Origin of the sequence: Phenylobacterium sp., assembly GCF_004799515.1 — a bacterium.
Taxonomy (GTDB): Bacteria; Pseudomonadota; Alphaproteobacteria; order Caulobacterales; family Caulobacteraceae; genus Phenylobacterium.
Map to the genome: position 1 here is coordinate 23,674 of NZ_SSMX01000055.1, position 16,700 is coordinate 40,373.

Sequence of the window (16,700 nt, forward strand, 5' to 3'; positions counted from 1 at the left end):
CGTCGGCCCTTCTTCAGCCGGTGTTCCGCAAGCCCGCCGCCACGCCGTTGATGGTCAGGTGGATGCCTTCCTTCACCGCCTCGTCCTCGTCGCCGCGCCGCCGGCGTCGGATCAGCTCGATCTGCAGGTGGTTCAGGGGATCGATGTAGGGCAGGCGCGAGCGGATGGCGGCGGCGAGGTCCGGGTTGTTGTCCAGCAAAGCCGATTGCCGGGTGATGGCAAGCAGGGCCTCGCAGGTGCGCTCCCACTCGGCGCGGATCCGGCCGAAAACGCTTTCGGCAAGCGCGCGGTCCTCGACCAGCCCGGCATAGCGCCCGGCGATGGCGAGGTCGGACTTGACCAGCACCATCTCCATATTGGCGAGCGCCGAGGAGAAGAACGGCCAGGTCGCGTGCAGCTCGGCCAGCTCCTCGACCGGGATGCCCGCCGCCTGCACCGCCGAGCCGAAGCCGTACCAGCCCGGCAGCATGGCGCGGCTCTGCGCCCAGGAGAACACCCAAGGGATGGCCCTTAAGCCCCCCAGAGTACGGTTCGCCTGCCGCGAGGTGGGGCGCGAGCCGATGTTCAGGTCGGCGATCTCGCTGATCGGGGTCGCGCCATAGAAGTAGTCGACGAAGCCCGGCGTGTCGTGGACCAGGGCCCGATAGGCGGCGAAGGAGCCCTGGCTCAGCGCCGCCATGGCCTTGGCGTGCGGCTCGGCCACCTCGCCCTCCGCCTCGCCGCGGAACGAGGCCAGGACGGCGGCGGCGGTCAGCGTCTCCAGGCTTTGGGCGGCCAGCTCCGGATCGGCGTACTTGTTGGCCACCACCTCGCCCTGTTCGGTGATGCGGATGCGGCCGTTCACCGTGCCGCCGGGCTGGGCCAGGATCGCCTCGAAGCTTGAGCCGCCGCCGCGGCCCACCGCCCCTCCCCGGCCGTGGAACAGCTGCAGCCGCAGGCCCTCGTCGCGCGCCACCCGGCCGAGCTCGCGGGAGGTCTGGTAGAGTTCCCAGGTCGAGGTCAGGTAGCTGCCGTCCTTGTTCGAGTCGGAATAGCCGATCATCACCTCCTGCAGGCCGATCGGCTCGACCAGCTGGCGGATCAGCGGCAGGGCCAGAAAGGCCTTGAAGGTCTCCGGCGCGGCGCGCAGGTCGCCGATGGTCTCGAACAGCGGCTCGGCGAAGATCTGGGTGCTCGGCCGCGTCTTGGGAGGATCCCCGGGCGAGTAGAGGCCCACCTCCTTCAGCAGCAGATAGACCTCCAGGAGGTCGGACACCGACTGGGTATTGGAGACGATGTAGGCGCGGATCGCATCCCTGCCGTAGAGCCGCTTAACCTCGGCCGCCGCGGTCAGGACGCCGTACTCACGGGTCGTCTCCTCGCTGTACTCAGCGAAGGGCGAGTGCAGCAGGCGGCCGTGGCTGAGCTCGGCGATCAGCAGGGCGCGGCGGGCGTCCTCGTCCAGCGCCTCATAGTCCAGGCAGACGCCGGCGACTTTCAGGAGTTCCGCGCAAGTCCTGGCGTGGACAGCGGAATTCTGCCGCAGGTCCAGCCGCGCCAGGTGGAAGCCGAAGGTGTCCACCGCGCGGATCAGGTCCGGCAGCGGACCGCGCGAGAACACCTCTCCGTGCTTGACGACCAGGCTCTCCAGCACCGTTTCCAGATCGGCCTTCAGGTCGTCGGGGCTGTCGTAGGGCTCCGCCTTCGCCGCCGGCGGCCGCGCCAGGGGCTCGTCGGTCAACAGGCCGTAGGTCGCGGCCAGCCGGGCGTAGACGCCGGTCAGGGCCTGGCGGTAGGGCTCATCGGCGCGGTGCGGCGAAGCGTCGTGCGCCGCGTCGGCCAGGGCCTGCAGGCCCGGGGTCACCTGTGCGAGCCGCCCGGAGAGCGACAGCTCAGCGCCCAGGCTGTTGACCGTCTCCAGGTACATCCTGAGCGCCGCCTGGGACTGGCGGCCGATCGCCTGGCGCAGCACGTCGGCGGTGACGAAGGGATTGCCGTCGCGGTCGCCGCCGACCCAGGAGCCGACCCGCAGGAAGCTGTTCAGCCCCTTGGGGTTCTCCAGCACCTCGACCCAGTGGGCGTAGAGCTTCGGCAGCTCGGGCAGGAAACTGCGTTCGAAGTAGGAGACGGCGTTCTCGATCTCGTCGCCCACGCCCAGCTTCACCGAGCGCAGCAGCCGCGTACGCCAGAAGATCGCCACCTGGCGCATCAGCTCGCGCTCGATCGTCGCCCGCCCGGCCTCGCCGTGCGCATGGTCGTAGGCGTCGAGCAGGTCGGCGATGGCGCCCACCCGGTCCAGCACGCTCTTGCGGCGCACCTCGCTGGGATGGGCGGTGATCACCGGCGAGACCAGGGCGTGTTGCAGCAGGTCGACCACCTGGTCCAGGCTGACACCCTCGCCGGTCAGCGTGCGGACCGCGCCGGCCAGGGTGTCGGGCCGGCTGTCGCCGCCCCGGCCGCGATGGCGCTGGATCTGGTCCTCGGCGATGTTGGTGATCTGCAGGAAGCAGGCGAAGGAGTGGGCGAAGCGCACCGTCTCCGGCAGGCTGAGCGCCTCCAGGCGGCTGGCCATGGCCTCGGCGGCATGGTGCGTCCCCTCGCGGTGGAAGGTGACCGAGGCCTGCCGCGTCTCCTCGATCTGGTTGAACACCGCCTCGCCGTCCTCGGCGCGGATCACGTCGCCCAGCACCCGGCCGAGGAACCGGACCTTTTCGCGCAGCTGGTCGGGCACGGGCGAGGTCATGTTCACCACGAAAAGCCACAGCGGACGGCGTGCGTCATCTGGTTTCCTGCCGAAGGAGCAGCGATAGTCGCCGCCCGACCTGTACAGGAACCGCCAGGCCGCCCGATGGCTCCCGCAAAGAGACTTGCTCCATGACGCGCCCCCTATGACGCCGAGCGCGGCGCTCGACCGTATCGGCCGCTACGATCCGCGCCTGGCCGCCCTGGTGAGGGTGTTCGACCCGCCGCTGGGCCATGGCTCCGGGCCGGTGTTCGCGGTGAAGGACCTGTTCGACGTGGCGGGCGTCCCCACCGGCGGCGGCGCGCGCGTGCCGCTGGCCGAGGATCCGGCCGCCCACGCGGTGGTCGTGCAGAAGCTGCTGGACGCCGGTTGGCGCGCGGTCGGCAAGACCCAGACCGTGGAACTGGCCTATGGCGGCTGGGGCACCAACCGGGCGGTGGGCGCGCCCTGGAACCCCTGGGACGCCAAGGTCCACCGCGCGCCGGGCGGCTCGTCCTCCGGCTCGGCGGCGGCGGTGGCTGCGGGCTTCTGCGACGCGGCCCTGGGCAGCGACACCGGCGGCTCGGTGCGCATCCCGGCGGCGACCTGCGGCGTCGTGGGGCTGAAGCCCGGGCGCGGCCTGGTCAGCCTGCTGGGCGTCCATCCGCTGGCGCCTTCGCTGGACACCGTGGGCGCGCTCGCCAGGGACGTGGCGACGGCGGCGCGGATGCTGGACGTGATCTCCGGCCCCGACGGCGCGGACGCCACGCGCGGACCGTTCGACGCCGAGGCCGCCCTGGCCGGGGAAGTCGAGGACCGCAGGCTGGCCGCCATCCCTCTGGACCACCTGGGCGAGGTCGACGCCGACGTCGGCCGGCTCTACCTCGCCGCCCTCGACAAGCTGCGCCGGGCCGGGATCGTCGTGCAGATGGTGCGCCCGCCCAAGGCCCTGGACGAGAGCTTCGCCCCCAACGGCCTGCTGATGGCCGGCGAAGGCTGGCGCATCTGGCGCCAGCGGATCGAGACACATGGGGCGGTCATGGACCCCTGGATCGTGCGCCGCTTCGAGGTCGGCCGCGACATCTCCGACGACCGGCTGGCCGAGGCCCACGCCCAGCGCGAGGCCGACCAGCGCGAGTTCCACGCCTGGCTGTCCACCTACGATGGCCTGGTCACGCCCACCTGCCCGATCCCCGCCCCGCCGATGGACGCGGTGGACGAGACGGTCTCGCCGCTCAGCCGCCTGACGCGCGCCGCCAACTACCTCGACCTGCCGGGGATCAGCGTGCCTTGCGGCCTGACCGCCGAGGGCCTGCCGGCGGGCCTGCAGATCCTCGGCCGGCCCCGCGACGAGGCCGGCGTCGTGGCCCTCGGCGCGGCGTTCGAGAAGGTCTCCGGCTGGAACGGCCGCGCGCCGGACATGGCGGGCTTCGCCTAGCGGCTAGCCCGCCCGCCGGATCAGCTCTTCTTCTTGCCCTTGGCTTTGGCCTTCGCCTGGCCGGGCCACATGGCGTCGATCGGCAGCTTCGGGTTGGCGGTGATCTTCAGGTCGGCGCAGTGGTGGTAGGTGAAGCGGCCATCCGGGTTGATCGGATGTTTCTCCATGAACTGGATCACCTGCAGCGAGCAGTGGTCGCAGTTGATGTTGGGAAGCTTCACGTCGGTCTCGAACACCTGATTGGGCATCCGCTCGTGGTGGTCGAAGACGCCGTCGACCAGCACCGGCGGCTTGGGGTTCGGGTCGACCTTGCCGGACACCGACCACGGCTTGCCGTTCGGCCCGTCCGCGGTCACGTCCTCCGGGTCCATCGGCAGTTCGGAACGGTCGAGAACCGCCAGCGCCACCCGGAAGTGGCCCGGATGGTAGATGGTCTCCTGGACCTTGATGTGCAGCATCTCGCCGCCGGTCACCGGGGTGACGATGCCGGTCGGCATGCCGGCGTCGGCGCTGGTGCCGCCGCAGGGACCGAGCTTCTGCGGGTCGCCCAGCTTGTTCTCCTGGATCCAGGACGGCGGCTGCATGAGGATGAAATGGGCGGAAACCACCGCCGGAATGGCCGAGGCGGCGGCGAAAGCGCCGAGCGCCGCGGCGATGCGAAGCTTCAGGTTCATGGGTCCCTCCCGTCGATGACGTCGACGCCGGTATCGCGCATCTTGACGCACGCGTCACCTAACGTCGGGTCATGGCCTGAAGATTTCTCGATAGAGACGCTCAGTCGTCCGCCAACCGGCCCAGCAGGGCCCTGGGCGCGGAAAGCCGCCAGGCCGCTCTCAACAACGCCGCCAGCTCCACCTCGTCGACCTGCGGGAGGCGCACCAGCACCGCCGGGAAGCCCCGGTAGTGGTCGTCGTCGAAGAAGCGGTCGGGCGCGGCGGCGACCAGCATCTCCTTGCGCTCCAGAGCGCAGCGCACGGCCAGGACGTCGGGCTGCGGGACGCGGGGCTTCTTGGGCGCGGCGCGGACCAGATAGGTCCAGGCGATCCCTTTGCCGCCACGCACCTCGAAGGCGACCCGGTCCCCCTCCGAACGGTCCTCGACCTCTGGCAGGGCCAGGGCCAGGCGCCGCACGGCCGCATCGTCGACCACCGCCTACTCCGCCCGCAAGGCCGGGGCCGGCCGCTTCGACAGCGCCTGGAAGGCCGCCAGCAGGCCGCCGAGCGCCGCGACCAGGGCCGCCCCGCCCAACAGGGCCGCGACCCCGCTCCAGTCCAGGCTCCATTTGGCATGGAACACCCTGACCACCACCGGCCAGGCGGCGGCATAGCCCAGGGCCACGCCCGCCGTCCCGGCGATCACGCCCACCGCGCCATACTCCAGGACATAGGCCGCCAGGATCTGCGCCCTCGAGGCGCCCAGCACCTTCAGCGTCGCGGCCTCGCGGGTCCGCGCCCGGGCCCGCGCAGCGATGGCCCCGGCCAGCACCAGCAGGCCCGCCAGCGCCGCCACCGCCGCCGCGCCACGCACCGCCAGCGCCAGGCGGTCGAAGAGGTCGGTGGCCGCCTCCAGCTGCTCGCGCACCGAGACCACGTTCACGGTCGGGAAGCTCTGGCCGAGCGCGCGGATGACCGCGGCCTCCTGGGCGCGGGTCGCCTTGGCGATGGCCACCTGGCGCAGGTTGGCGCCGGCCACCGCGTCCGGCGTCACCACCAGCGGGAAGCTCGCCCCGAAGCCGCCGAAGTCGACCTTGCGCAACACGGCCACGCGGGCGTCGATGTCGCGGCCCAGCACCGAGACCGTCACCTCATCGCCGACCTTGATTCGCTCGCCGCGCGCCACATCGACATCCATGGCCAACAGCGGCGGCCCGGCATAGCCGGCCGGCCACCAGCGGCCGTCCTCGATCCCCGCACCCTCCGGCTCCGGGCCGATGGCGGACATGGATATGTCGCTGTCGTAGGGCCAGCGCTCGGAACGGTCGAGCTTGGAGACGTCCACCGGGGCGTCCCGCACCTTGGTGATCCGCCCGGTGACGAAGGGCTCGCGCAGGTAGATCTTCCCCGTCAGCGGCTGGCCGAAGGCGCGCTGGACAGCGGCGTCGAACTCGCCCACCCGGTCGCCGGGGATGTCGGTGAACACCAGGGCCGGCGCGGTGCGCGGGGCGACCTCGGCCACCTGGTTCAATAGCGCCGATTGGATCAGCACCACCGCCGCCAGCAACGCCACGCCCAGGCCGATGGCCGGCGAGGCCGTGCGCGCGGCGGAATGCGGCCCGGCCAGGTTGGCGAGGCCGATGCGCAGGGGCCCGCGCGCGCCGGCCCGCGCCTTGCCGGCCAAGATCGCCGAGCCCCAGCCCAGCGCCCACAGAAGGCCGAAGGAGACGGCGACGCCCGCGATCATGATCACGGCCGCGAGCTTGGTGGGCGCGGTGACCACCGCCATGGCGGCCAAGCCCACCGCGGCCAGGACGGCGCCCACGATCTCCGGCCCGATCTTCACGGCGCCCTCGAGATCGCTGCGGAATAGGCTGGCCGGCGGTGTGGAGCGCGCCCGGCCCAGCGGCGCCAAGGAAAAGGCGGCGGCGGACAGGAAGCCGAAGGCCGCGGCCTTGGCCAGCGGCCAGGGATAGACGGCGAACAGCGCCGGAATCGGCAGCTTGTCCTTCACCACCTCGCCCATCACCAGCGGCGCGATCCCGCCGATCACCAGGCCGATGGCCACCCCGAACGCCGCCAGGAGCGCGATCTGGATCAGGTAGATGTCGCGCACCAGCTGGCCCTCGGCGCCCAGGGCCTTCAGCGTCGCGATCACCGGCTTGCGCGCCTCCAAATAGGCGCTGACCGCCCCGAACACGCCGAGGCCACCGGCCACCAGCGAGGCCAGGCCGATGAAGCCCAGGAAGTACTCCAGCTGATCGATCAGCCGGTGGATGCCCGGCGCGGCGTCCTCGCGGTCGCGCACGCGGATCAGGCCGCCGAGCTCATGCTGCAGCCGCGCCTTGTCCGCCTGCAGCGGCGCGCCGGGCGGCAGGGCGACCCGCGCCGTCTCGCCGAACGGCAGGCCAGGCGCCATGAAGCCACCCCGCTGGATCGCCGCCAGGTTGGTGATCACCCGGGGACCGAGCGCGAAGCCCCGCGACAGCCGGTCCGGCTCTTCCAGCAGGACGCCCCGCACCACCAGCGGCAGGTTGCCGGCCAGGAAGCGGTCGCCGACCTTCATGTGCAGCCGGTCGAGCAGCGGCTGTTCCACCACCGCCCCGTCGACGCCGCCCACCGAGGCGATGGCCGCCTGCAGGGACGAAGCCCCACGCAGCGTCACCTTGCCGGCCAGTGGGTAGGTGTCGTTCACCCCCCGCAGCTCGACCAGCCGCCGATTGCCCGAGGGCGCCTCGGCCATGGCTATGGAGGCCACCGAATAGGAGACCCGGCCGGCGCGGCTCAGGGTCGCCTGCTCGGCGGGGCTGAACCCGCGCTGGCGGACGGTGAAGGCTAGGTCGCCGCCCAGGATCTCGCCGGCCTGGCTGGCGAGGCCTCTGCGGAAAGCCTCCGCCGTCGAACCGGCTGCGGCGATGGCCGCCACGCCCAGCGCCAGGCAGGCCAGGAAGATGCGGAAGCCGCGCACGCCGCCGCGCAACTCGCGCGCCGCGAACCGGACGGAAAGCGGCGTCATGCCGACGTCGCGGGGGCCGGGATCGCGGTCACGGCGGGATCGGCCACCCGCCCGTCCCTCAGCCGCACGATCCGGTCGGCGCGGGCCGCCAGGGTCTCGTCGTGGGTCACCAGCACCAGGGCTGCGCCCAGGTCCGCCACCAGTTCGAACATCATGTCGGCGACCTTGTGCGCATTGACTGCGTCCAGGTTGCCGGTGGGCTCGTCGGCGAACAGCAGGGCCGGCCGCGAGGCCAGCGCGCGCGCCAGGGCCACCCGCTGCTGCTCGCCGCCCGAGAGCTGGTGCGGATAGTGCCGGCCGCGCGCCGACAAGCCAACCCGCTCGAGCCAGGCCTTGGCGGTGGCCGTGGCGTCGAGCGCCCGCGCGATCTCCAACGGGGCGGCGACATTCTCCTCGGCCGTCATGTTGGGCAGCAGATGGAAGCTCTGGAACACCAGAGAGACGCGCCCGCGCCGCAGCCGCGCGCGGCCGTCCTCGTCGAGGCCCGCCAGGTCCTGGCCGAACAGCAGCACCTTTCCGCCGGTCGGCCGCTCCAGGCCTGCGGCGACCGCGATCAGGGACGACTTGCCGGAACCCGACGGTCCGATCAGCGCCACCCGCTCGCCATGGCCCACGGAGACGTCGAGGCCCCGCAGGATCTCCACCGGCCCCGCCGCCGACGGCAGGGTCAGCGAGACGTGCTGCAACACCAAGGGGTCGGCGGTCTCTTTCGAGGGGTCCTCGGTCGGTGCGCGGGTCAATGCGGGCCTTCAGGCGTTTCGGGGGCGGACTGGATCCCCTAGATAGGACAGCGCATGGCCGATACACGACCCCTTTCGATTTCCCGCCGAACCTTGATCGCCGCCGGCCTGGCCGCGGCGCCCCTGCGCACGCTCGCCGCCCAGGCCAAGGTGGTCACCATCCTGGGGGATTCCATAACCGCGGGCCTGGGCCTGCCGGCCGCCGCCGCCCTGCCCAACCAGCTGCACCTGGCGCTGACAAAGCTGGGCGCGGCCAATGTGGTGCGCGGGGCCGGCGTCAGCGGCGACACCTCCGGCGACGGGGCGGCGCGGGTCGACTTCAGCGTCCAGGCCGACACCTCCGTGGTGGTGGTGGCGCTCGGTGGCAACGACCTGCTGCAAGGCGTCGATCCGAAGATCACCCGGGCCAATCTGGAGCGCATCCTGGTGCGCCTGAAGCAGCGGCGGATGGGCGTGGTGCTCTGCGGCCTGCACGCGCCGCCGGAGCTGGGCGCCGGCTACGCCCGCGATTTCGACGCAGTGTTCACCAGCCTCGCCAAGGCCCATGGCGTGACCCTGTACCCGGACCTGCTGGCCGGGGTGGCGCGCAACCCGGCCCTGAACCAGGGCGACGCCATCCATCCCAACGCCAAGGGGGTGCAGATCATCGCCGGCAAGCTCGCCCCCGTGGTCGCGAAAGCGCTGGCGGCGCGGCCCTAGGCGGCCGGACCCAGGCCGAGATGGTTGACCGCCAACTTGACCTTCGGCTGCGCCGGGCGGCGGGAGGAGGCCAGCGGCGAGCGGAGGGTCGAGTCCACCGCCGCCTGGGCGTCGTCGCGGTTGATGTTCGAGCCGTCCGCGACCGTCACGCCGTCCTCGTCGTAGACGCTCCAGCGCCAGCCTTCTTCCACCTGGCTCAGCGAATAGGCGAAGGACCGATTTTCGAACATCCACAAGATCCCGTCACGCAAAGGAGAAATCTGAATACGCCAGGACCGAAACGGTTTCGCCGCGTTGCAGCATTTGGCGCCCGTTCCCGTAGATGTGACTGAACGTGATCGCTCAAACGTCCTCGTCGAGCAGCTCGCGCCCCGCGTCCGCCGCCTTGGCGCAGCCGGTCAGGATCATCGCCACCGACAGCTCTGAGCGCAGGGTGCCCAGCATCTTGGCCACCCTCGCCTCGCCGCCCGCCCCCAGCGCATAGGCCCAGGCGCGGCCGATGAAGCAGGCCTTGGCCCCCAGCGCCAACGCCTTCAGCACGTCGAGGCCCGAGCGGACGCCGCCGTCCATATAGACCTCGAGGTCCGACCCCACCGCCTGGGCGATCCGCGGCAGGGCGGAGATCGAGGAGCGCACCCCGTCGAGCTGCCGGCCGCCGTGGTTGGAGACCACCAGGCCCTGCGCGCCGGCCTTCACCGCATCCTTCGCATCCGCGGGATCGAGCACGCCCTTGATGACGATCGGCCCGTCCCAGGTCTCGCGCACCCAGTCCATGTCGGCCCAGGTCACCGTGCGGTCGAAGCTGCGCGCCACCCAGCCCAGGAAGTCGGTGACGCTGCGCCCGCCGCCCTGCAGGGCGCTGGCCACCGAGCCCAGGCTGTGCGGCCGTCCGTTCAGCCAGACGTCCCACAGCCAGGCCGGATGGGTCGCCCCGTCCCAGGCGGTGTTCAGCGCCCCGGACACCCCGCTAGAGCCGGTGAAACCGGACCGCACGTCGCGGTAGCGCGCGCCGGGGGTCGGCAGGTCGACGGTGAACACCAGAACCGGACAGCCCAGGGCCTTCACCCGCGCCAGGAGCTCGCGCATGTAGCCGCGGTCCTTCAGCATGTAGAGCTGGAACCAGGGCGGCGTCCCGGCCGCGGCGGCCACCTCCTCCGCTGCACAGACCCCCATGGCCGAGAGGCAGAACGGCAGGCCAGCGGCCGCGGCGGCCTTCGCCGCCTGGGTCTCGCCGCGCCGGGCGTACATGCCGGCCATGCCCACCGGCGCGAGGCCCACCGGCATGGCCAGCGTCTGGCCCAGCGTCGTCACCGCCATGTCCAGCTTCGACATGTCCTTCATGACCCGTTGGCGCAGCGCGATCGCCTCCAGGTCGGCGACGTTTCGCCGAAGCGTCGCCTCCGCGTAGGAGCCGCCGTCGATGTATTCGAAGAAGATCTTCGGCAGCCTGCGCCGCGCGAGCTCCCGATAGTCCGAGACCGAAGCCGCCCGCACCCGTCGCCTCCCCTTTTCCGTTGACGGAAGTTGGAGCCCGATGCGCCGTGCGGCGCAAGGGTGAGGCTAGGCCGCCGCCGTCTCCGCCTTGGCCGGGAACGCCGGGGCCGTGGTGATCCAGATCTGATGCGCGCGGGCCATCAGCTCGCCATCGGCGGAGAACAGGGCCACGCCCGCGGTCTCCTTGCGGCCCTCGCGGACCAGCGGCCAGGCGAGGACGATAGTGGGTTCGCCCGCCCTCGGACGCCGGAGAACCTCGCCGGTCATGGTGCCGAGCAGCGCCCCGTGGCGGCCCTCCTTCACCACCCAGGCGAAGTAGCCCGGACAGTCCAGGGCCGCCCAGACCACCTCGGTCGGCATCAGGCCCTCGGGGTCGGCGAAGGCGGCGTCGGGCGTCCAGACGCAGGCCACCTGGCCCTCCGGCGCGCCCTCGACCTGGCCCGGGAAGACTCGCAGGCCGTCGCCCTCCGCCCGCTCCGGCCCGCAGGTGAAGCAGATCGGGTGCATCCGGTCCTTGTGCCCCGGGTAGCGTTCGCCGGCGGCCTGCGCCGCCGCCAGGCCGAGCGGCGCGGGCGGGACCGGCAGCGTGGCCGCATCGCCTGGGCCGCCCCTGCCGATCAGGCCGCCATCCGCGTCGGTGATCATCACCGCGCCCTCGGCGTGGTCGAGGTTGAGGTCGACATCCAGCGGCACCCGGGCGCGCAGCACCGAGGTCGCGGGGCCGTCCAGGTCCTTCGCCAGGACACCGCAGACATAGCCGCCGTTGCCGGAGTTCGGAGGCCCACAGAACTGCTGGGCGATGACGATCTTGCGCAAGGAAATCGCTCGTGGAGGCTTATGGATCAAATCAATGGCCAAGGCTTTTCCACGGAAGGCGCCGCAAGCGGAAGCCCAAATCGCCGCTGCGCGGCGTTGGACCGCGCGGAGCGCTGCGCTAGGTTGCGCCCGCACGCGCCTGGCGCGGATTCGACCAAGACGGATGAGGAGAGATCGGTGAGCGAGCGGATGGAACGGCCCTGGGCCCTGATGCGCCACCACGCCGGCTGGGCGGATGTCTTCCACATCGAGAGCGAGACGCCGGATTCCATCACCGGCTTCTATCCGGACCGCGAGAGCGTGGGCCCGCCGGTGAACTACTCCGTCCGCGCGGTCCTGGCTCGCTTCGCCACCCTGGAGGCCGCCCGAGCCGCCCGCGAGGGCGCGGTGGCCGAATGGCGCAAGCACGACGCCGGCGTCCGCGACGCCGAGGCCGCCCTGCGCGACGCCGAGAAGCAGCGCGAGGACGCCTGGCTGAAGTGCCTGCGCGACGCCTCGGAGCGCTAGACCCGCCCCTCGCCTACTTCAGATACTTATCGAACCAGTCGATGGTGCGCTCCAGGCTGTCGATCTGGTTCTCGCGCTTGGCGAAGCCGTGCCCCTCTTCGGGGTAGTAGTGGACGTCCACCGTCGCCCCCACCGACTTCAGGGTCGCGACCACCTCGGCGGCCTGGCCGCGCGGCACCCGGATGTCGTTCTCGCCCTGCAGGATCAGGAGCGGCGCCTTGGTCTGCTTGATGTAGGTCATCGGCGAGTCGGCGTCATAGACCGCCTTGTCGGCCACCGGGTCGCCGATCAGCGAGCGCTGGTAGGCCTGCAGGCTCGCGTCCTCGTGCTTCATCATCTCATACCAGTTGATGATGCCGTAGAGCGACACGCCCGCGGCCCAGACATCGGGCGTCTTGCCCACCGCCATCAGGGTCATGAAGCCGCCATAGGACCCGCCCGTGATACCGATCTTTTTGGGATTCACATAGCCGGTGGCGGCCAGGAACTTGGCCGCATAGACCTCGTCGGTCAGGTCGCCGCCGCCCAGGTCCTTGTGGTTGGCGTCCTGGAAGGCCTGGCCGTAGCCGGTGGACCCGCGCGGGTTGGGCTCGATCACCACATAGCCCCGCGAGACGAAGGCCACGGCCTGACGGCTGAAGCGGTCGGTGGTTTGGCCGGTCGGGCCTCCGTGCGGCGAGACGATCGCCGGCGCGGTCCCGTCGCGCTTCAGGTTGAAGGGGACCATCAGGATGGCGCTGATCACCGTGCCGTCGGCGCTCTTGTAGTGCACGATGCGCGAGGTCGGTAGCTGGGCCGGGTCGAGGCCGGCGGCGGCGAAGTTCGTGATCTTCTTCGCCTGGCCGGCGCGGTCGAGCGCCCAGTAGTCGAAGGGCGTGTTGGAGGCGTCGTGGCCGACCAGCAGGCGGCCGTTCCTGGTGAAGGGACTGTCCGAGCCGCCAGCCTCGTAGTTGAAGCCCTCCGGCAGCTTGGTCCTGGCGAGTTTGCCGGTCTTCAGGTCGTAGGCCGAGAGGTCCTGGCGGCCGTCGGCGTCGGTGGCGACGATCACCGAGCCGCCGTCCGGTGAGAAACTGCCGCCGCGCTGTTCCCACGGGCTGGGCGCCAGCCACTTTGCCTGGCCAGTGGCCACGTCCAGCAGCCCCGCCTGGTCGAGACCGCCCTTGGCGTTCGAGGTGATCGACAGCCGCTTGCCATCCGGCGAGACGTCGGAGGCGCTGATCCGCACCTTGCCCTGGGCGCGGGTCAGTTGCTTAGGCGGCGCGGCGCCCGCGGCATCCAGCCGCCAGATGCTACCGGTCGTCGAGCCGATGTCCTCGCGATTGGCGATCAGCGCCTTGCCGCCGGCGGTGAAGGCCACCGGCCGCCAGCCGTTGTCGAGGGTCTTCTCGTGGGTCAGCAGGGTGACCTTGCGGCTGGCGAAATCCATCACCGCCACGTCGGTGATCGGCGAAGTCTTGGGTTTGGCGGCGAAGGCCAGCCGCTTGCCGTCCGGCGAGAACCGCGCACCGGTCTCTGACACCGTGCCGGAGTTGGTCAGGTTCACCGGCTCGCCACCGGCCAGCGGCACGGCGTAGAGGTCGTACATCTCATCGCCGCCGTGGTCCTGCTGGTAGACCACCCACTTGCCGTCCGGCGACAGGGTCAGGCCGCTCTGCCGGTCGTCGGACTTGGTGAGCTGGACGGGCGCCCCGCCCGCCGCAGGATACTTCCAGAGGTTGAAGCGGCCGCTGAGGTTGGCTGAGACCACCACCCACTGGCCGTCCGGCGTCCAGGCCGCGTCCAGGGACGAGCGGTTCTCGAACAGCGCGGCGATCGGCGCCGGCGGCGCGGCCGGCTTCTGCTCGGAGACCACGCTCTTGGGATCGGTGACCGCCCGAACTGGCCCCGGCACGGGCGCGGGGGCCGCCCAGCCGACTCCCACCATTAGAGCCAAGCCCAAGGCGCTCGCGGCGCCGATCCCCAAACCCCATCGCATGGTCGTTCCCCTAATGTTTGTCCGGCTCGCGGTATTTGGCGTGGCAGCCCGCGCAGGCGGCGCCGGTGGCGCGGACCCCAGCCCTGATGGCGTCGAGGTCGCCGGCCATGGCGACCTGCTGCAATTTGGCGGTCTCGTCCTGCAGACGCTGGGCGGCGTCGGCGAAGCCGGCCGCGTCGGTCCAGACCTCGGCCTTGGCGGCGGTCTTCACGCCGGCTTCCGGCCCGCTGCCCCGCGGGAACCAGGACGGCAGGTCCTGGGCGGTGGCGTTGATCTTGTCGGCGCCCGCCTGGATCGCCGCCTTGTCAGGGGTTTCCTTCTTCAGCTCGTCACCGATCGCCTTGAAGCCGGCGGCCTGATCCTCGAAGTGCGCCTGGCGGGCGACCGCGGCCTTCCCGCCCGCGCTCACCGGCGCGGCCGGAGTGGGGTCAGCGGCCGTCGCCGCGCCCGCCCCCACACCGGCGCCCGCGCCGGCCACCGCCGCGATGAGCGCCACGGTCGCGCCCCACATCCGCGCCATGGGCGTCCCTCCCGAAAGGCCGGTCGGCCCGAGAGTGACGGGATCGCGGGCCAGCCGTCAACGGACGGGCTTGGCGGCCTTCTGGGCCTGAGCCACCTGCTGCTGGGCGATGGCCTGCGACTTCACCGGCGCGCCTTCCGACTTGCCCTCGCTGAGCAGGCTCGCGCAGTTGGCGTCCTTGGCCAGGCCCGCGTCCACGAAGGGCAGCAGGATGGCGGCGGGCGACAGCAGCGCGCCCAACGCGATCGCCGCTCCGCCCTGGGCCAGGGCGCCGCTCTTGTGCACGGTGACCTTAGGCCCCAGGAGCGGGCCTGAGATGGTCACCGGCACGTTCAGGCGCACCAGCTGGAACTTCTTCGGATGGCCCTTCACGGTCAGGTCGAGTTGCTCGGAGCCGAGGTTGATCGTGCCCGAGCCGTTGACCAGCACCGGCCCGGTGTCGACCACCAGGGCGTCGGAGGTCAGGACGCCGTCCTTGGCATTGAAGTGAGCGAATCCGCAGCGCAGCGGCGTGCTGTCCTGGTTCTTGGCCCACAGCAGGCCCAGGCCCTTGACGAGGTCGACGCCAGCCAGCTCAGCGAAGGCGCGGCGCACCTCGCCGCTCGGCGCCACGATCTCCATCTCGCCGTTCGATGCGGCCAGGGCCCGGTGGATCGAGGCGCCCGCCCCGTGCAGCTTCACCCGTCCGACCACCGAGCCTGAGATCGGATCGCCGCCCTGAGCATGGGCCGGGATGAAGGTCTGCAGCCGCGCGTTGGCCAGCCGCAGGTCGAGGTCGGTGACCGGGACGGCCTTGCGTGCGTCCAGATTGACGAAGCCGCTCACCGTGCCCTGCGGCAGGTCGAACTCCAGCGGATTGGCGCGCAGGACGCCGTCTTCCAGCTTCACCTGCACCGAGCCGGAGCGCAGGTTGATGGGCGCGTCGCGGATGCTGTCGGCCTTGTAGCTGACGTCGGCGTCGAGGGCGCGGATCTTGTCCACGGCGAGGGTGGCGTCGGGGAAGATCCGCTGCTGGGCGCGCAGGGTCTGGGCCGCGGCCTTCTGCTGCGGCGAAGCCACCGCCCCCGGTCGCCGCGTGCCGCCGAAGAGGGCGCCGAGGTCGGGGAAATCCAGGCTCTTGGAGCGCAGGTCGGCCTGCACGAACGGCCGCTTCTCGCCGGTGCGCACCGAGATCACGCCGGCCAGATCGCTGCTGCCGACCTTGCCGCCGATGTCCTGCAGCTTCCACAGGTGGACGTCGCGCGAGAGGCGGGCGTGCAGGTTGTAAGGCGGCGTGTTCGGCAGCGGCACGCCGGTCAGGCCGTAAAGGTCGGCCAGGTCCGGCCCGCGCCCCGTCACGTCCATGTAGAAGCTCGCCATGTCGAAGGGCTTGGGCACTGCGCCCTTGGCGGTGACGTAAGTCTGGCCGGCGCGGATGTCAGCGTCGAAGGGATAGGGCTTGTCGCGGTCGATATTCAGCAGCGGCCCGCCGGTGACCAGCAGGTGGAAGGGCTGGGCGTTCAGCGCGCCCTCGCCGGTCATCTGGAAGCCGCGGTTGGCCGCGCCCAGGTTCTCCTTGGCGTCGATCTGGCCCTTGAAGGTCAGCTTGCGCCGCTCGTCGCGGTAGTTCACCTGGCCGCCATCGATGACGAACTTGCGGATCGGCGGCATGCGCAGCGGCTTGTCGGGCTCCGCGCCGTCGGAGAAGTCCCAGGTCGCCCGGCCCTGGCCATCGCGGTAGAGCGCCACGCGCGGCCGGTCGAACTCCAGCAGCCGCAGGTCGAGATGGCCGCCGAACAGCGGCAGCAGGCGGATCTGCACGGCGATGCGGTCGATCTCGGCCAGGTTGGGGCCGGCGACCTTCCCGGACTGCGCCCCCGACTGGACCCAAGCGGGGTTGGCCACGTGCACGCCGTCCACCGTGGCGCTGGGCTGCCAGGACCACAGATGAACCCGCAGGTCGCCGGCGATGGTCACTTGCCGGTGCATCCGCCCGGACGCGAAGCTGGCGACCGGGCCTCGGAACCAGTTCCAGTCCCAGATCGCCGCCAGGATCGCCGCGGCCGCCGCCAGCGTCACGAAGACACCGATGGTCCAGGCCAGGCGGCGCTGCCGCCGAACCGGCTTCTCGTCGGTGGGGGTGGCTATGTTCGTGGTCAAAC

At 71.5% G+C, this 16,700-nt stretch carries 14 protein-coding genes; 3 read left to right on the plus strand and 11 right to left on the minus strand.

The genetic code is table 11. The features are described 5' to 3' along the window. Positions 1-13: 13 nt before the first annotated feature. Entirely contained in the window at positions 14-2,722 is a 2,709-nt protein-coding gene (gene ppc, locus E8A49_RS22600) for a phosphoenolpyruvate carboxylase (protein ID WP_293386606.1), read from the minus strand. 145 nt (positions 2,723-2,867) lie between these two features. Between ppc and E8A49_RS22605 the strand changes: the two genes are divergently transcribed. After that, positions 2,868-4,139, plus strand: coding sequence for an amidase (locus E8A49_RS22605; RefSeq protein WP_293386565.1), 1,272 nt, complete (start codon positions 2,868-2,870; stop codon positions 4,137-4,139). Between the two features lie 20 nt (positions 4,140-4,159). On the opposite strand, the gene E8A49_RS22610 is transcribed toward E8A49_RS22605, so the two are convergent. From E8A49_RS22610 to E8A49_RS22625, 4 genes are all read right to left on the minus strand, one after another. Continuing rightward, positions 4,160-4,813, minus strand: coding sequence for an SCE4755 family polysaccharide monooxygenase-like protein (locus tag E8A49_RS22610; protein ID WP_293386566.1), 654 nt, complete (start codon positions 4,811-4,813; stop codon positions 4,160-4,162). A 100-nt stretch (positions 4,814-4,913) separates the two neighbouring features. Beyond that, entirely contained in the window at positions 4,914-5,288 is a 375-nt protein-coding gene (locus E8A49_RS22615; protein ID WP_293386567.1) for an MmcQ/YjbR family DNA-binding protein, read from the minus strand. 3 nt (positions 5,289-5,291) lie between these two features. Beyond that, positions 5,292-7,808 (minus strand): FtsX-like permease family protein, encoded by a 2,517-nt coding sequence (locus E8A49_RS22620; protein ID WP_293386568.1) that lies wholly within the window; start codon positions 7,806-7,808, stop codon positions 5,292-5,294. After that, positions 7,805-8,548, minus strand: a complete 744-nt coding sequence (locus E8A49_RS22625) for an ABC transporter ATP-binding protein (protein ID WP_293386569.1) — start codon at positions 8,546-8,548, stop codon at positions 7,805-7,807. Before E8A49_RS22625 ends, E8A49_RS22620 begins: the two co-directional genes overlap by 4 nt. Positions 8,549-8,602: 54 nt before the next feature. Between E8A49_RS22625 and E8A49_RS22630 the strand changes: the two genes are divergently transcribed. Then, positions 8,603-9,247 carry a GDSL-type esterase/lipase family protein gene (locus tag E8A49_RS22630; protein ID WP_293386570.1) on the plus strand — a complete coding sequence of 215 codons (645 nt, stop codon included), beginning with the start codon at positions 8,603-8,605 and terminating at the stop codon, positions 9,245-9,247. Here the strand turns inward: E8A49_RS22630 and E8A49_RS22635 are convergent. The 3 genes from E8A49_RS22635 to E8A49_RS22645 all read right to left on the minus strand — a co-directional run bounded on the left by E8A49_RS22635 (position 9,244) and on the right by E8A49_RS22645 (position 11,557). Then, on the minus strand, positions 9,244-9,477 hold the full coding sequence (locus E8A49_RS22635) for a hypothetical protein (RefSeq protein ID WP_293386571.1): 234 nt from the start codon (positions 9,475-9,477) through the stop codon (positions 9,244-9,246). The genes E8A49_RS22630 and E8A49_RS22635 overlap by 4 nt on opposite strands. Before the next feature lie 112 nt (positions 9,478-9,589). After that, positions 9,590-10,741, minus strand: a complete 1,152-nt coding sequence (locus tag E8A49_RS22640; protein ID WP_293386572.1) for an L-lactate dehydrogenase — start codon at positions 10,739-10,741, stop codon at positions 9,590-9,592. Between the two features lie 66 nt (positions 10,742-10,807). Then, positions 10,808-11,557 carry a hypothetical protein gene (locus E8A49_RS22645; RefSeq protein ID WP_293386573.1) on the minus strand — a complete coding sequence of 250 codons (750 nt, stop codon included), beginning with the start codon at positions 11,555-11,557 and terminating at the stop codon, positions 10,808-10,810. A 177-nt stretch (positions 11,558-11,734) separates the two neighbouring features. On the opposite strand from E8A49_RS22645, the gene E8A49_RS22650 reads away from it, so the two are divergent. After that, positions 11,735-12,064, plus strand: coding sequence for a hypothetical protein (locus tag E8A49_RS22650; protein ID WP_293386574.1), 330 nt, complete (start codon positions 11,735-11,737; stop codon positions 12,062-12,064). Positions 12,065-12,077: 13 nt separating this feature from the next. On the opposite strand, the gene E8A49_RS22655 is transcribed toward E8A49_RS22650, so the two are convergent. Genes E8A49_RS22655 through E8A49_RS22665 form a run of 3 tightly spaced genes read right to left on the minus strand, consistent with a single transcriptional unit; the run spans position 12,078 to position 16,698 of the window. Continuing rightward, positions 12,078-14,039 carry a S9 family peptidase gene (locus E8A49_RS22655; RefSeq protein ID WP_293386575.1) on the minus strand — a complete coding sequence of 654 codons (1,962 nt, stop codon included), beginning with the start codon at positions 14,037-14,039 and terminating at the stop codon, positions 12,078-12,080. A 10-nt stretch (positions 14,040-14,049) separates the two neighbouring features. Further along, positions 14,050-14,559, minus strand: a complete 510-nt coding sequence (locus tag E8A49_RS22660) for a cytochrome c (RefSeq protein WP_293386576.1) — start codon at positions 14,557-14,559, stop codon at positions 14,050-14,052. A gap of 57 nt (positions 14,560-14,616) precedes the next feature. Then, positions 14,617-16,698: an AsmA family protein gene (locus tag E8A49_RS22665; protein ID WP_293386577.1), complete on the minus strand. Its 2,082-nt coding sequence runs from the start codon at positions 16,696-16,698 to the stop codon at positions 14,617-14,619. Positions 16,699-16,700: the final 2 nt, after the last annotated feature.